Raw genomic sequence first — 14,393 nt, forward strand, 5'->3', positions numbered from 1 at the left:
GACAATGAGAGATATTAATTTACTTCCTGAGCATATGATTAAGGGTAATAAATCAACAGAAAAAACTAAATTTTTATATATTGTATTTGTTTTTATATTGTTACTTATCATATCATATTTGAGTATATATGTTTTAGATTACATTAATAGGCGTGAGAGCTATGTTTTAAGACAAGATATTCAAGGTGTTGAGGATATCTTAAGTGCAAAAACGAATATTGAAAAAATGGAAAAGGAAATACAATTTAAAGACGAAATAATTCTAGAAATTGATAAATCAAGTACAAACCATTATTTATTAATGCAAGATATTGAAAAATTAGTACCTGTAGGAATTCAATTTATTGAACAAGTAAGTGAAGGCGGTCGTATGGTCATCAATGGAATAGCAAATGATGATCGAGAAGTAGCTGATTTTGCAGCTAATCTCTATAAATTAAACGGAATAACACAAATCTGGATAGAGTCCGCGGAATATACAGATCAAATTAAATTTAAAGTATCCTTTATATATGCTGTTGATGGAGGTGTTCTAAGTGAAGTTGAGTAGAAGAGAGAAATTACTACTTTACGCCTTAGCTATAATAGTTGTTTTAGGTCTTTATATCTTCTACTTATTCATACCTAAATATGAAGAATATATAGCTAATAGCCAAGAACTTAAAGAAAATAAAAATATACTAATAGAACTAAAGCATTTAAAGGATGCTGGTGAATTAGTAAATCAAGAGCAAGAAGTAAACTATAAAAAGGGACAGTTAGATCAAAAGATACCTTTGGATATGAAATTACCATTAGTTTATTTAGAGTTATTGAGCATAAGAGATGAGGCTAATACTAAATATACTTCCATGGAATTTATGCTGCCAGAAAGAGTATCTGATCAATATGAAGACGGAACATATTTAGAAAAAGTTAGTGTTAATATAGCTTTAGAGGGTAATTATCAACAAATTAAGAATTATTTAGAATTATTATATAGCAATCAAAGAAAACTTGTAGTTGATGAAATTAGCTATAGGTATGCAAATGAAAAAATTGAAGTAAACCTTGTTGCTAATGTATTTGCTTTAGTAAAAGAAGGGAAAGAGCCATTTAGAGAGTACAATTTTGTGGATAGTAATGATACTTTTGATTAAGAAAAGATATTATTTTTTGATTATATTAGATATGATAATCATTTCAGGCACAACATAAGAAAACTAATTTATCTTGTAGTTTTCTTTTTTATATGGAATAATACACTAAGGTTAGTTTTAGGAGGTATTTATATGAAAATTATCGATATTCGCGGCAAAATTTTAGGAAAAAACAATCCAGCTATCTGTATCCCTATAACAGGCAATGAACTCAAGAATATTACAAAACAATTAGACGAAGCTATATTAAGTGAGCCAGATATTATTGAATTGAGAATTGACTTATGGCAAGAGCAGATGTTATACAATTTATCTAGTATCTTAGTTGATATACGAAATAGAGTAAAGAATATTCCTTTACTTATTACATATAGAAGTTGTGCAGAAGGTGGTCAAGGGAGCTATACTGTTAATGAGATGGTAGATTTATACCATGTTATTTCTTCGTGTGATGAAGTAGATATGATAGACATAGAACTTTCTATAGGAGACGAACTAATAATTCCAATACTTGATAAATTAAAAGAAAATAAAATAAAAAGCGTACTTTCTTATCATAATTTTATAGAAACTCCAGATGAAAATTTTTTAATGGACAAACTAAAGCTAGCGCAAGATCTAGGTGGGGATGTGGCCAAGATAGCTACTATGCCAAGTAGTAAATTTGATGTAATTAAGGTGCTATCTACTACGGCAAAAGCTTATGAAAAGTTAGATATACCTATAATATCTATGTCTATGGGTGAATTAGGAAAAATTAGTAGAATAAGTGGAGGTTTTTTTGGGTCCATAATTACATTTGCATCTCTTAAAAACTCTTCATCTGCTCCTGGTCAATTGGAGATTTCAAAGCTTAAAAAAATACTTTGCTCACTTAGAGATTAATTACAGTTTGTGTTAGCACTTTTTTGGTTAGGGTATAATAAAGGAGATAACAAATGGAAAAACGTCACAACATAGCGCTAATTGGTTTTATGGGGACAGGTAAATCAACCATTGGAAAAAAATTAGCTACTAAGCTAGGCTATGAGTTTATTGATACAGATAAGTTTATTGAAGAATACGAAGATACCAGCATAAAAGAAATCTTTTCAAAATATGGTGAGTCACATTTTAGAGAGAAAGAAACAGAAGCATTAACAAAAATAGTTCAAAATACTCATCAAGTTATTTCCACAGGTGGGGGTATAATACTAAACGCGAAGAATAGAAAAATATTGATGGCAAATTGTTTTGTTGTTCATCTCACTGCTAAACCTCGTAATATATATTTTAGAATTAAGAATAATAAAGAACGACCATTGCTTAATACTGCTCATCCCGAAAGGACAATTAGACAGTTGTTGCATAAAAGATATAAATACTATAGAGTGTGCCATTATACGATTAAAACAGATGTTGGGAATATTACAAGTATAGTAAATAATATTGCTGAAAACTATAATAATAGTACACAGTTATCTGGTCATAAAGAGGTGTTTTGATGTTTTGTTTTGGTCCTTCAGGTAGAAATGAAGACTTTTATAATAAATACAAGGGAGCAAGTGAGATTCCTAAGTGGTTAAATGAAAATGGTTTAGATGCCTATGAGTATCCATTTACTAAGGTACTGAATATTAGCCAGAAAAAGGCTGAAGAAATGGGTGAAGAGGTAAAAAAGAACAATATTAAATTGAGTTTACATGGGCCGTACTCTATCTCTTTGTCTCATCCAGACGAAGAAATCAGAAGTAAGTCTGTTCAAGATATATTTAAATCTATGTTATACTGCCAATGGATGGGAGCAGATCGAGTAGTATTTCATCCAGGGAGTATATCTGATGAAGGTAAAGATGCGGATTTAATAAGAGTGAGACAAAGCATGGAGTTAATACTAGACAATTACTATAAATTCAATTTTAAAGGTATTTTCTTGTGCCCAGAAGTAATGGGAAAAGCAAATCATCTAGGCACTATTGACGAAATTATTTCATTGTCTAAAATGGCACCTGAGATTATTCCTACATTTGATTTTGCACATATACATGCTAGATATAGAGGTCTTTTTAAAGAAGACGAGGATTACCGTAAAGTTGTTGACTTTATTGTAAATAACTTAAGTAAAGATAAGCTAAATAAACTTCACATTCACTTTACCCGAGTTGAATACGGTATAAATGGTGAAAAAAGACATAGAAGTTACCATGAAAAGGCATATGGTCCTGATTTTGAACCTTTAGCAAAACTACTTGTGGAGTATAAATTGTCTGGAAGGGTTATAAATGAATCTAGGGGAACTATGTTAGAGGATGCTATTACATTGAGAAGTATATATGAAAAGTATAAAAAATTAAGTATAAAGAAATAGTATATTAGCTATCTATTAATTAAAGATAGAGTTTGAATATTATGTATTTAATATAGATTATACAGGTAGTTTATGTTAATATTAATAAGTGATTTATCAAGTTGCATTCTAGGTATACTAGTAGTAAACATAATAATATATTGGATTAAATTATTCAAGAACAAGTGTGTTTACGCACTTTATATTTAGTTAAGTGTTTAATGTTTATTATTATAAAAAATTGGAAAAATTATTTTGGAGGGGTATTATGATATCTGCTAGTGATTTTAGAAAAGGTATTACATTTGAAATAGACGGGAATGTATTTACTATTGTTGATTTTCAACATGTTAAACCAGGTAAAGGTGCTGCATTTGTAAGAACAAAGATAAAAAATGTTATAAGTGGATCTACAACAGAAAGAACTTTTAATCCTAGTGAAAAGTTCCCAAAAGCTCATATTGAAACAAAGGAAATGCAATATCTTTATAATGATGGAGATTTATATTATTTTATGGACTCGGAAACTTATGAGCAAGTTCCATTAAATTATAGTCAAGTTGAAGATGCTATTAAATATTTAAAAGATAATATGAATGCTACTATTAAGTTTTATAAAGATAAGGCTTTTTCAGTCACTCCACCTAATTTCGTTGAACTCCAAATTACTGAAACTGAACCAGGTTTTAAAGGAGATACTACTACAGGAGCAAACAAACCAGCTATATTAGAAACTGGTGCATCAGTTACGGTACCATTGTTTGTAGAGCAAGGGGATGTAATTAGAATAGATACGAGAACTGGTGACTATATGGAGAGAGTTTAAATAGCCTATAGCAGAAGCTAATACCTACTGTAACTGTAACATTACAATTATTTACAACTAATCTAGTTTTCCAAATTAAGGGTAGATTTTTTATTTAATATAATGTATTATAAAAGTGTACAGTTGGGTATAATTAAATTGTAAAGGAGGAATTGGAATGGAATATATTAATGAAAAAGTATCTTATTTAAAGGGTTTATGTGATGGACTTGGTGTCGATGAATCTTCTAAAGAAGGAAAAGTACTTATCAAAATTGTCGATATTCTAGAGGATATGACAGATGCTCTTGCTGGGATCGGCGATGCTTACGATGATTTAGAAGATTATGTAGAGTTAATCGATGAAGATCTCATGGAAGTAGAAGATGAAGTTTATAGCCTAGACTTAGATGAAGATGATGATGATGATGACTATTATGAAGTAGAGTGTCCAAATTGTGGAGAAGATTTCATAACCAATTTCGAAGAGATGGAAGATGAAGAATTTGAAATTGAGTGTCCTAGTTGTGGACAAGTAGTTGAAATTGAAACATGCGATTGTGATGATGACGATTGCGAATGCGGTTGTCAAGAATAATAAATAAGTAAGTATTAAGCAAAAAAGGTCAATCCCTAAAGGATTGACCTTTTTTTTTATAGAGAAGATTAATAAGTATTAAATATAAGAATTGATAACTTGCAACTTTTTGGTATATTTCTAGTACCGTTCTAATAAATATAATTAGGACAAGGGGGATAGTTAAAATGTCAAACCAAAGATTACTCAATGATGTTCATGAAATTATTTTTAAAGGTATGGATCTAAATATTAAAAATATTCTAGGTAGTTTAGAGCTAAAGTTTCTATTAGAGATTGATGAAATTAGACTTCGAGTAAATAAACCGCTTATGGTATGTAGAAGTAATGAAGACTTTTTAATTAACAAAAATGGAAAGATCGTCAAAAGTGTAGATCAAGCATTTATCGTAAGAGAATGTGAAATTTATAATTCCCTGCAGTTACTTAGTCAATACTCCTTATATTCTATTGAAGAAGAACTGTCTAAGGGTTTTATTACATTGAAGGGTGGTCACCGAGTAGGTATAACTGGTAAAGCGATTATTGAAAAAGGAAATATCAAGACTATTAAGTATGTCAATGGTTTAAATTATAGGATTATGAGAGAAGTGAAAGGATGCTCGCAAAAGATATCAAAAATAATTCGAAAAGATTCTAAAGATCTTTTTCATACTCTCATAGCTGGTCCTCCTAAGACGGGTAAGACGACAATACTTAGAGATTTAGTGAGAAGATTTAGTACTGGTGATGAACAGTACCCTGGACTTAAGATTGGTGTTGTCGATGAGAGAAGTGAGATTGCAGGATGTCATAGAGGAATACCTCAAAATGACGTAGGTATTCGAACTGATGTCTTAGACTGCTGTCCAAAAGCTCAAGGTATTATAAATTTAATAAGGTCTATGTCACCAGAGGTGATCGTTACAGATGAAATAGGATCAAAAGAGGATTTAGTCTCTATCCATGAAGCGCTAAGTGCTGGAATTAAAATTATCACAACGGTTCACGGTGCAAATATAGAAGAGTTATTAAATCGACCGTATATTTCTCAAATGATTAGAGATAGATTGTTTGAAAAGATAATCTTTTTAGATAATTCAAAAGGAGTAGGAACTATTTCTAGTGTGGTAGATGTAAAAGATATTATTAGAATAGGTATAGAAAATGTATCTTAAAATATTAGGTTTGATGATAATATTTATCAGTTGTGTGTATATTGGAAAGTTTATGGCTAGTAGTTATGAAAAACGCTACATAGAATTACTTACTTTTATTAATTTTATTGACTACTTTGAAACTGAGATATCCTATACATCTACTCCAGTTATAGAAATATTAGATTCTTTGACGGATAAAATTAAATCACCTTTTAAAGAAATTATAATTGGTGTTTCAGAAGAATTAACTAGTTATGGATATAGACCTTTATGTACTGTATGGGAAGAAAATTTATACAATAACAAAAATAAGTTATCACTTAGTCAAGAAGATTTAGAGTTGCTTATTTACTTTGGAAATATACTTGGTACTACTGATATGGAGAATCAGAAGAAGTATTTTACAGTAATAAAGTCAAGGTTACAGGTTCAATTGACACAAGCTTATGAAAAAAAGTTGAAGTATACAAAACTATTTAAGGAACTTGGTATAATCATAGGTTTATTTATTGTTATCTTAATAATCTAGAGGGTGATGATGGTATGGATGTACAAATGATATTCAAAATTGCGGCGATAGGAATTGTCGTAGCAGTTTTAAATCAATTATTAAAAAATGCTCAGAGAGAAGAAATGGCTACTATGGTTACTTTAACTGGTGTAGTGGTAGTTCTTATGATGGTTATTTCGATGATTGCTGATTTGTTTAATGCTATTCAAACTATGTTTCAGTTATATTAGATGGTGGTTGATATGGATATGGATATATTTAAAATCGTAATTATTGGAATAATGGGAACCGTGTTCATCGTGCTTATAAAAAAGTACAACCCTGAATATCAAGTGTTTATCTCCATTGCTACGGGAGTAATTATCTTGCTTTTTATCTACTCTTATTTAGGCCCTATTCTAGCAAGTTTTCAGCAGTTATGGAGTAGAGTTGATATGGATAGTAGATATTTTGAAATTCTAATGAAAGTAATTGTAATAGCGTATGTAACAGAATTTGGATCGCAAATATGTCAAGATGCTGGAGAAAAATCTATCGGGATGAAAATAGAATTAGCAGGTAAAGTCATAATTATATATTTATCTGTACCCATTGTATTATCGTTAATAGATTTTATTATCAAACTGATACCATAGGAGTAGCTTATGATAAAAAAAATTATTTTAATAATGATATTTGTTATGTTTGTAAGTTCAGTTGAGATATGTGCAAGTGAAAACACAAACGAAAATGAAAATGAAAATCCTAATATCTTAGAAAATATAACAGGTGAATTTTATGAACACTACAATATAGAAGAATTAGAAGAATACTATCAAGAGAGTGGGTTAGAAGGAGTAATTAGTTATCCAAGTATCAAAGATTTTGTATTTGGTTTAGTAAAAGGTGAGATAAATTGGGATGTACAAGCTATGCTTGATGGTATAAAATCTTTACTATTTAATGAACTGACATTGACACTTAATTTGTTAGCACGGATTATCTTTCTTTCAATCATGGCTGCTATTCTTAAAAATATTTCAGCTTCATTTGGCAAAAGTCAAGTAGGAGATATTGCGTTTTACGTAGTTTATTTTGTACTTATTGGTATGATAGCAAATAGTTTTTTTACAGTTGTCACTCTTGCGTCTACGACAATCGATACCATGGTTACATTTATTCAAGCTATTTTACCCACTATGTTTATTCTATTAGCTTCAGTTGGTGCTATTGCTAGTAGTAGCATGCTTAGTCCATTAGTACTATATATTGTAGCATTTATTGGAACTGTAGTAAACAATGTAGTATATCCTTTAATTATTGGAGCGGCAGTAGTAAGTTTAATAGACCATATATCTAGTGAAATAAAGTTGTCAAATCTTGCAAAGTTATTAAAAGATGCTGCCCTTTACATTCTAGGGTTTTTGTTTGTTATATTTTTAGGGCTTGTTTCTATACAAGGAGTAGCTATGGCAACACTAGATGGTTTAAGTGCTAAAACTGCGAAATATGCTATTGATAATTTTATTCCTTTTGTAGGTGGTTTTTTGGCTGATTCTATGGATACTATTATAAGTGCTTCTAATATAATTAAAAATGGTGTGGGTATAGTTGGATTACTTATAATAGTAGGAATTATCCTTTTTCCTATAATAAAAATGTTTGTTCTAGTAATAATGTTTAGAGTTGCTGCAGCAATTATACAGCCAATATCTGATGAAAGAATTGTAAAATGTCTTTCTGATATGTCATCGTATATACTTTTGATCATGGGCTGTGTAATGGTTATTGCTATGATGTTCTTTTTGATAATTAGCATAATTGTACTACTTGGTGATATGACAGTAATGTATAGATAAGGGGGATAAATATGCAGTTCTTTTCTTCTTGGTTAAAAAACATAGTTTTTATTACGATAACCATAACTTTAGTAAATATGATATTACCTGATAAGATGGCTAAATATGTAAAGGTTATTACAGGATTTATTGTAATGTTAGTAATAGTTCAGCCAATTGCTAGCTTGTTAGGTGGAGAAGTATACCTTGACGATTTTCACCTAAAGCATTCTTCCATAATGGAAGAGAATATTACGACTTTTGGAGAAGAACAAGATATGGCTAGTAAGCAAGAAAGTATAACGGTTAGGGTTTATAAAGATAAACTTACCGACAGTATAGTAAACAGGATAGATCAAACCTTAGACATGAAAGTTGAAGTTAAGTTAGATGTAAATGAAGATATGAACGATGATAGTTTTGGTACTATAAATAAAGCTTATGTAATTGTAATTGAAGAACCACAGAGTAGTATTGTAAACATTAAAAAGATCAATATTGGGAAGAAAGATGATCAGATTGAAGAGATGGTGAGTGAAAAATCAGTAAATAAGATAAATAATTTCTTTTTAAACTTCTATAACTTAAAAGATGAGAATATAACTATTAGTAAAAATGAATAAAAATATGGAGGGATAAAGTTGAATCTAAGTAAAAACATAAGAGAAATTATTCAAAAAATTAAAAAAATGAATGATAAGGAAAAAATAATTAATATTTCTTTTATATGTTTAATAGGTATTGCCATGGTTTTTGCATCAAATTTTTTTAAAAGTTCTACACCTCAGGTGGTTGATGAACAAGAACAGAAACAATTACAACAATTACAGCAAGTGCAACAAAGTAATACTCAAGCAAATGCATATAATGATTATCAAAAAACATTACAGGGTGATTTAAAGTATATTTTAGGACAAATTGATGGTGTGGGGCAAGTTGATGTGATGATTACATTTTATAGTGTAGGGCAAAAGGAGATAGCGTATAATACCAAGGAATCAAATAGCATTACAAGCGAAAATGATAGTCAAGGAGGTGAACGAGTTACAGAACAAATTAACAAAGATCAAAATGCTATTATGGTGAATAAAGATGGTGCTAATGAACCTCTTGTTATCACAGAAAATTATCCTGAGATTAAGGGTGTTATAGTAGTAGCCGAAGGTGTTTGGGACCCTAATATTAAATATAAGATTATGAAGGGTGTAGAAAACGCATTAGATTTACCTTCGTTTAAAGTAATGGTATATCCTAAAAAGAAATAGAATATAGAGGAGGTTTTAAGAGTGAATATTTTTAAAAAGAAAAATTTAGTAGTATTTAGTTTAGTAGGTGTCTTAGCATTAGTAGGATATTTGAATTACCATATGTTGTTTAATGATGGTGTCACTACTGCTGAAAATGAAAAAGCTCCAATAAATGCGGAACTAGTAAACATAGAAACAGAAAATGAAGTTATGACAGGAACAACTACTTTAACAGATGGTTTTTTTGTAGATTATAAAATTGAAAGAGATAAGAGTAGAAGCCAAAGCGTTGCTATGTTAGAGGATATATCAAAAGAAGAAGATGGAGATAAAGACACAAAGACTATGGCGCAACAAGAAGTTATTAATCTAGTTAAAATAAGCGAACAAGAGATGATCATAGAAAACTTAATTAGAGCTAAAGGATTTAATGATGCTATTGTGTTCATTCACGATGGATATGTAAATGTGGTAGTAGATGCACAGCAATTAACAACATCACAAGCTGCACAGATTCAAAATATAGTAAATAAAGAAAGTGGAGTTGATATTGAAAAAATATCAATAGCTACTAACAATAATGATCAATCTTAGTACATAAGAACTACGAATATGACGAGTTTAATCTCATATGAAATACTGTCAGGAATAAAGAAATATAATCTTTGTTCCTGTTTTTTATTATTAAGACAATGAATCAAACAGATTCCTGCAGATATTTAGTAACTACCCGCGAAATCATAGGGAAACGAGTGAAGCTATTTCTTGAGGTTTATCATATACCATATTAGGCGCTAATGATATTGTTGTTATATTAAAGATACTATATTATAATAAAGCTAAATAATGTAAAAGAGGTAGCCAGAATATGTACGAGCTAATTGCCACAATATTTAAGTATATCTTTACTCTTATCATTTATGTGTTTATTTTTTCTATTATACGTATGATATATTTAGATATTCGATCCATGAAGGGTTATTCAAAAAAGGGTATTGAAGCTTACCCTTATTTAAAGCTTATTAATAGAAGAGAAAAATTTGATTTTAAATTATTTGAAAGCTATATCTTAGACGAAGATAAGAGTATTGGGCGCTCTAATAGAAATGAAATTTCTATACAGGATCCTTATCTTTCTAGCGAACATGTTCGTATATATATAGAGGAAGATATTTGCCTTATAAAAGATTTAGGTAGCACAAATGGTACATTTTTAAATGATGAGCAAATAGAGGAAGAATCAGTTGTACTTAACGATGGTGATAGAATCCATATTGGACAACTAGATTTTATATTTGTTAGTAAAGATGAAGAGGAATAATTAATGAGAACATTATTTAATAACTCTAAACCAATTACACTAGTAGTACTTTTTAATATAATGGCTTTTGGACTATTGTTTTTTAGGAATCAAAATGTAGAAATTATTTATTATGGTCTGACAGTAATAGGTATTATTTGTTTTGTGTACTTTTTTTTACAGTGGAGACAATGGGGGGATGTTTACTTATTTATAATTGTAACTATGCTCATTAGCATAGGTCTTATTATGATATTTAGATTAGATGAAGATCTAGGTATAAGACAAGTTATGTTGTTTTCTGGTGGAATGGTTCTTTTCTTATTAAGTTATTTAATATTTAATTCATTAAAGTTTTGGCATAAATTAACCTATTTTTATATTGGAAGTTCATTACTGCTCTTCATTATAACATTAGCATTTGGACGAACTATAGGTGGAGCTACTAATTGGATTTCATTTTATGGTATTAGTATACAACCGTCAGAGTTTATCAAAATTATTTTTATATTTTTTTTAGCAAGTTATTATAATACACCAGATAAACTAAAGATTCCTCCTATAAAGATTTCTGATAAAACCATTGAAATTAAGAATAATATAATTTTAACAATTGTTGCTTATGGATATATGGGGTTCTTAGTATTACAGAGAGAGTGGGGAGGAGCACTTCTTATGTTTCTCATACACATTACTCTTCTATTTGTCTTTGAAGAAGATATCAAGGTAATACTGATGAATATAGCATTTGCCATTGTAGGCGCATTAGGTGGAGCATTGTTTGTATATCATATAAAAGTTAGAATAGATGTATGGATAGATCCATGGGCAGATATTGCAGGAAAAGGTTATCAAATTACACAATCTATGTTTGCTATTGGATCAGGAGGTTTTTTTGGAAGAGGATTAGGTTTAGGAAGTCCAAAGTATATTCCCGAGGTGGAGACAGATTTTATCTTTTCTGCAATTTGTGAAGAATTTGGTATATTTGGTGGAGTAGCTATTATATTATTGTACTTTATATTAGTATATAGAGGGTTTAAAATAGCATTATCTGTAGAAAATACTTTTTATAAGGCAATAGCTCTTGGTATAACAGCTATGTTTGGCTTTCAAACATTTATTATTATAGGAGGAGTTATTAAATTGATTCCACTGACAGGAATAACCTTGCCCTTTATTAGTTATGGAGGTAGCTCTTTGACTACTAATTTTATCGCTTTAGCAATATTGCAAGCAATTTCCAAGGATGCATATAGCGGTATGGGAGGTAAATATGAATAATAATAAAAGGATCATCTTTTCGTTAATAATAATGAGTTTGCTTTTTTTCTCTTTAATGGCATACCTCACTTATTTTGAGTTTTTTCAAAAAGACAATATTCTAGCTAATAGTTATAATCAAAGGCTTTACGAATATGAAGAGAGTGTCGTCCGTGGTAATATATACGATAGAAATGGCACTTTATTAGCTTACTCAGAAGGAGAAGGAGAAAATCAAAAGAGAATTTATCCACATAATAATCTATATAGTCATATAATAGGTTATAGCACAAGAACTTATGGAAAAATTTTATTAGAAGCTAAATACAATAATGAGTTGCTTGGAATTAACGAGCTTAAAGTAGTTGTAGATTTGAAAAATGAAATCACAGGACAAAAAACTAAGGGTAACGATGTATACTTAACTATAGATCATGAATTGCAAAGTTTAGCCGAAAAACTTTTAAAGGGCAAATCAGGTTCCGTAGTAGCCATGAACCCCACTACAGGTGAAGTGCTAGCTATGGTTAGCAAGCCAGACTATAACCCTAATGAGGATAAATTAAAAGAAAATTGGTCCCAACTTGTAGAATCTGAAGAGTCTCCTTTTCTTCCAAGAGCAACTCAAGGACTCTACGTACCAGGTTCAACATTTAAAGTAGCAATTGCAAGTAGTGCCATAGAAAATGGCTTAGGGGATGAAACATTTGATGATAAAGGAACTATTGTTATAGATGGAAAAGAGATAAGAAACTTTGGTGGCAAAGAATTTGGAACAATAGATATGAAAGATGCCTTGGCTTATTCTAGTAATACTGCATTTGCTCAAATTGGAGTATCTTTAGGAGAACAAAATTTAAGAAATTTATCAGCTGGTTTAGGATTTAATAAATCTATAGGCTTTGGTATACCTTTAAAACAAAGTAGTTTTGACTACAAAAAAATGAACAAAACTGATATGGCTGCTGTAGGAATGGGACAAGGTAAATTACTTGTTACACCTCTGCACATGGCTATGATTACTTCGAGTATAGCAAATAGAGGTATGATGGTAGAGCCACTTTTAGTGCAGAAAGTAACTGGTATAACAGGAAACCATATGATTAAAAATAATCCAACAGTTTTGTATCAAACTATGAATGAGCAAACATCATCACAAATAAATGAAATGATGCAGCAAGTAGTTAATAAAGGAACTGGGACAAAAGCTAAAATAGCGGGTATTGAAGTTGCAGGAAAAACAGGTACAGCAGAAAATGAATTGTCTAATGGAGATAATAGTAAAGAACATGCATGGTTTATAGGCTTTGCACCTGCTGAAAATCCTCAAATTGCAGTATCAGTGATTATAGAATATAGTGGTTCAACAGGAGGCGAAGTAGCAGCGCCAATAGCACAACAGATAATGAGGCAATGGATTAAATAGGGATATTGTAATCAAGGGCAGGATTAAGCTCGTCTTATACAACTAAAATGGGGGGACATTATAATGAAATTAGTATCTTGGAATGTGAATGGAATAAGGGCAGCTTTAAAAAAAGATTTTATGGGATTTTTTGATCAAGTAGGTGCAGATATATTTTGTCTACAAGAGACAAAGTTACAAGAAGGTCAATTGGATTTAAAATTAGATGGATATCATCAATACTGGAATTATGCACAAAAAAAAGGATACTCTGGCACGGCAGTTTTTACAAAAATTGAACCTCTCTCTGTAAAATATGGTATTGGAGTAGAAGAACACGATAAAGAGGGAAGAGTTATTACTCTAGAGTATGAAGATTTCTTTTTACTTACTATATATACGCCTAATTCTCAAAGAGGACTTGCACGACTTGATTATAGAATGGAATGGGAAGACTCGTTATTTACATATTTTAAGGAACTAGAAAATATTAAACCAATTATTTTTTGTGGAGATCTTAACGTAGCACATAAGGAAATAGATATTAAAAATCCAGCCTCTAATAAAAGAAGCGCCGGCTTTACAGATGAAGAGAGAAGTAAATTTGATAATATTGTACAAAGTGGATTTATAGATACCTTCCGTTATTTCTACCCAGAAAAAGAAGAAGCGTATACATGGTGGTCTTATATTACAAAGGCAAGAGAAAGAAATGTAGGCTGGAGAATAGATTACTTTTGCACATCAAAATCATTAGAAAATAGATTGTCAGATGCTAATATATACGCTGAAATTTTAGGCTCAGATCATTGTCCAGTAGGTTTGATTCTATCTGATAAGTAG

19 protein-coding genes are annotated in these 14,393 nt (G+C 30.3%); all 19 read left to right on the plus strand.

What is annotated here, in order from left to right; translation table 11 throughout:
* Positions 1-4 precede the first annotated feature (4 nt).
* The 19 genes from GC105_RS04915 (at position 5) to GC105_RS05005 (ending at position 14,393) form a co-directional block, all read left to right on the plus strand.
* Positions 5-550, plus strand: coding sequence for a PilN domain-containing protein (locus tag GC105_RS04915; protein WP_152802317.1), 546 nt, complete (start codon positions 5-7; stop codon positions 548-550).
* Complete coding sequence (locus tag GC105_RS04920) at positions 537-1,139, plus strand: hypothetical protein (RefSeq protein ID WP_152802319.1); 603 nt, start codon at positions 537-539, stop codon at positions 1,137-1,139. The genes GC105_RS04915 and GC105_RS04920 overlap by 14 nt, the downstream gene beginning before the upstream one ends.
* Before the next feature lie 132 nt (positions 1,140-1,271).
* Complete coding sequence (aroD, locus tag GC105_RS04925) at positions 1,272-2,024, plus strand: type I 3-dehydroquinate dehydratase (protein WP_152802321.1); 753 nt, start codon at positions 1,272-1,274, stop codon at positions 2,022-2,024.
* Positions 2,025-2,077: 53 nt separating this feature from the next.
* Positions 2,078-2,623: a shikimate kinase gene (locus GC105_RS04930; protein WP_152802323.1), complete on the plus strand. Its 546-nt coding sequence runs from the start codon at positions 2,078-2,080 to the stop codon at positions 2,621-2,623.
* Positions 2,623-3,486: a TIM barrel protein gene (locus tag GC105_RS04935; RefSeq protein ID WP_152802325.1), complete on the plus strand. Its 864-nt coding sequence runs from the start codon at positions 2,623-2,625 to the stop codon at positions 3,484-3,486. The genes GC105_RS04930 and GC105_RS04935 overlap by 1 nt, the downstream gene beginning before the upstream one ends.
* Positions 3,487-3,733: 247 nt before the next feature.
* Positions 3,734-4,291 carry an elongation factor P gene (efp, locus tag GC105_RS04940; protein ID WP_152802327.1) on the plus strand — a complete coding sequence of 186 codons (558 nt, stop codon included), beginning with the start codon at positions 3,734-3,736 and terminating at the stop codon, positions 4,289-4,291.
* 157 nt (positions 4,292-4,448) lie between these two features.
* Positions 4,449-4,868 carry a CD1247 N-terminal domain-containing protein gene (locus tag GC105_RS04945; RefSeq protein WP_152802329.1) on the plus strand — a complete coding sequence of 140 codons (420 nt, stop codon included), beginning with the start codon at positions 4,449-4,451 and terminating at the stop codon, positions 4,866-4,868.
* A 167-nt stretch (positions 4,869-5,035) separates the two neighbouring features.
* The gene (gene spoIIIAA / locus GC105_RS04950; RefSeq protein ID WP_246169729.1) at positions 5,036-6,025 is read left to right on the plus strand and encodes a stage III sporulation protein AA; all 990 of its coding nucleotides are present in this window, start codon (positions 5,036-5,038) and stop codon (positions 6,023-6,025) included.
* Positions 6,015-6,536 (plus strand): stage III sporulation protein AB, encoded by a 522-nt coding sequence (locus GC105_RS04955; protein WP_152802331.1) that lies wholly within the window; start codon positions 6,015-6,017, stop codon positions 6,534-6,536. The genes spoIIIAA and GC105_RS04955 overlap by 11 nt, the downstream gene beginning before the upstream one ends.
* A 14-nt stretch (positions 6,537-6,550) precedes the next feature.
* Complete coding sequence (spoIIIAC, locus tag GC105_RS04960) at positions 6,551-6,748, plus strand: stage III sporulation protein AC (RefSeq protein WP_152802340.1); 198 nt, start codon at positions 6,551-6,553, stop codon at positions 6,746-6,748.
* 12 nt (positions 6,749-6,760) lie between these two features.
* On the plus strand, positions 6,761-7,153 hold the full coding sequence (spoIIIAD, locus tag GC105_RS04965) for a stage III sporulation protein AD (protein WP_207706938.1): 393 nt from the start codon (positions 6,761-6,763) through the stop codon (positions 7,151-7,153).
* Positions 7,154-7,162: 9 nt separating this feature from the next.
* On the plus strand, positions 7,163-8,356 hold the full coding sequence (gene spoIIIAE, locus GC105_RS04970; RefSeq protein WP_152802350.1) for a stage III sporulation protein AE: 1,194 nt from the start codon (positions 7,163-7,165) through the stop codon (positions 8,354-8,356).
* An 11-nt stretch (positions 8,357-8,367) separates the two neighbouring features.
* Positions 8,368-8,958 carry a stage III sporulation protein AF gene (locus GC105_RS04975; RefSeq protein ID WP_152802351.1) on the plus strand — a complete coding sequence of 197 codons (591 nt, stop codon included), beginning with the start codon at positions 8,368-8,370 and terminating at the stop codon, positions 8,956-8,958.
* Between the two features lie 18 nt (positions 8,959-8,976).
* Positions 8,977-9,600: a stage III sporulation protein AG gene (spoIIIAG, locus tag GC105_RS04980; RefSeq protein WP_152802358.1), complete on the plus strand. Its 624-nt coding sequence runs from the start codon at positions 8,977-8,979 to the stop codon at positions 9,598-9,600.
* A gap of 21 nt (positions 9,601-9,621) precedes the next feature.
* A complete protein-coding gene (locus tag GC105_RS04985) occupies positions 9,622-10,176 on the plus strand; it encodes a SpoIIIAH-like family protein (protein ID WP_152802360.1) in 555 nt (184 codons plus the stop codon).
* A gap of 274 nt (positions 10,177-10,450) precedes the next feature.
* Complete coding sequence (locus tag GC105_RS04990; RefSeq protein WP_152802362.1) at positions 10,451-10,903, plus strand: FHA domain-containing protein; 453 nt, start codon at positions 10,451-10,453, stop codon at positions 10,901-10,903.
* A gap of 3 nt (positions 10,904-10,906) precedes the next feature.
* On the plus strand, positions 10,907-12,166 hold the full coding sequence (locus GC105_RS04995; RefSeq protein WP_152802364.1) for an FtsW/RodA/SpoVE family cell cycle protein: 1,260 nt from the start codon (positions 10,907-10,909) through the stop codon (positions 12,164-12,166).
* Positions 12,159-13,571, plus strand: a complete 1,413-nt coding sequence (locus GC105_RS05000; protein WP_152802366.1) for a peptidoglycan D,D-transpeptidase FtsI family protein — start codon at positions 12,159-12,161, stop codon at positions 13,569-13,571. Before GC105_RS04995 ends, GC105_RS05000 begins: the two co-directional genes overlap by 8 nt.
* A 63-nt stretch (positions 13,572-13,634) precedes the next feature.
* Positions 13,635-14,393, plus strand: coding sequence for an exodeoxyribonuclease III (locus GC105_RS05005; RefSeq protein ID WP_152802368.1), 759 nt, complete (start codon positions 13,635-13,637; stop codon positions 14,391-14,393).

Source organism: Alkalibaculum sporogenes (genome assembly GCF_009362815.1).
Lineage (GTDB): Bacteria > Bacillota > Clostridia > Eubacteriales > Alkalibacteraceae > Alkalibaculum_A > Alkalibaculum_A sporogenes.

Coding starts and splice junctions, on each gene's coding strand:
- GC105_RS04915 (WP_152802317.1), top strand. CDS start 5: ATGAGAGATATTAATTTACTTCCTGAGCATATGATTAAGGGTAATAAA.
- aroD (WP_152802321.1), top strand. CDS start 1,272: ATGAAAATTATCGATATTCGCGGCAAAATTTTAGGAAAAAACAATCCA.
- GC105_RS04930 (WP_152802323.1), top strand. CDS start 2,078: ATGGAAAAACGTCACAACATAGCGCTAATTGGTTTTATGGGGACAGGT.
- GC105_RS04935 (WP_152802325.1), top strand. CDS start 2,623: ATGTTTTGTTTTGGTCCTTCAGGTAGAAATGAAGACTTTTATAATAAA.
- efp (WP_152802327.1), top strand. CDS start 3,734: ATGATATCTGCTAGTGATTTTAGAAAAGGTATTACATTTGAAATAGAC.
- GC105_RS04945 (WP_152802329.1), top strand. CDS start 4,449: ATGGAATATATTAATGAAAAAGTATCTTATTTAAAGGGTTTATGTGAT.
- spoIIIAA (WP_246169729.1), top strand. CDS start 5,036: ATGTCAAACCAAAGATTACTCAATGATGTTCATGAAATTATTTTTAAA.
- GC105_RS04955 (WP_152802331.1), top strand. CDS start 6,015: ATGTATCTTAAAATATTAGGTTTGATGATAATATTTATCAGTTGTGTG.
- spoIIIAC (WP_152802340.1), top strand. CDS start 6,551: ATGGATGTACAAATGATATTCAAAATTGCGGCGATAGGAATTGTCGTA.
- spoIIIAD (WP_207706938.1), top strand. CDS start 6,761: ATGGATATGGATATATTTAAAATCGTAATTATTGGAATAATGGGAACC.
- spoIIIAE (WP_152802350.1), top strand. CDS start 7,163: ATGATAAAAAAAATTATTTTAATAATGATATTTGTTATGTTTGTAAGT.
- GC105_RS04975 (WP_152802351.1), top strand. CDS start 8,368: ATGCAGTTCTTTTCTTCTTGGTTAAAAAACATAGTTTTTATTACGATA.
- GC105_RS04990 (WP_152802362.1), top strand. CDS start 10,451: ATGTACGAGCTAATTGCCACAATATTTAAGTATATCTTTACTCTTATC.
- GC105_RS04995 (WP_152802364.1), top strand. CDS start 10,907: ATGAGAACATTATTTAATAACTCTAAACCAATTACACTAGTAGTACTT.
- GC105_RS05000 (WP_152802366.1), top strand. CDS start 12,159: ATGAATAATAATAAAAGGATCATCTTTTCGTTAATAATAATGAGTTTG.
- GC105_RS05005 (WP_152802368.1), top strand. CDS start 13,635: ATGAAATTAGTATCTTGGAATGTGAATGGAATAAGGGCAGCTTTAAAA.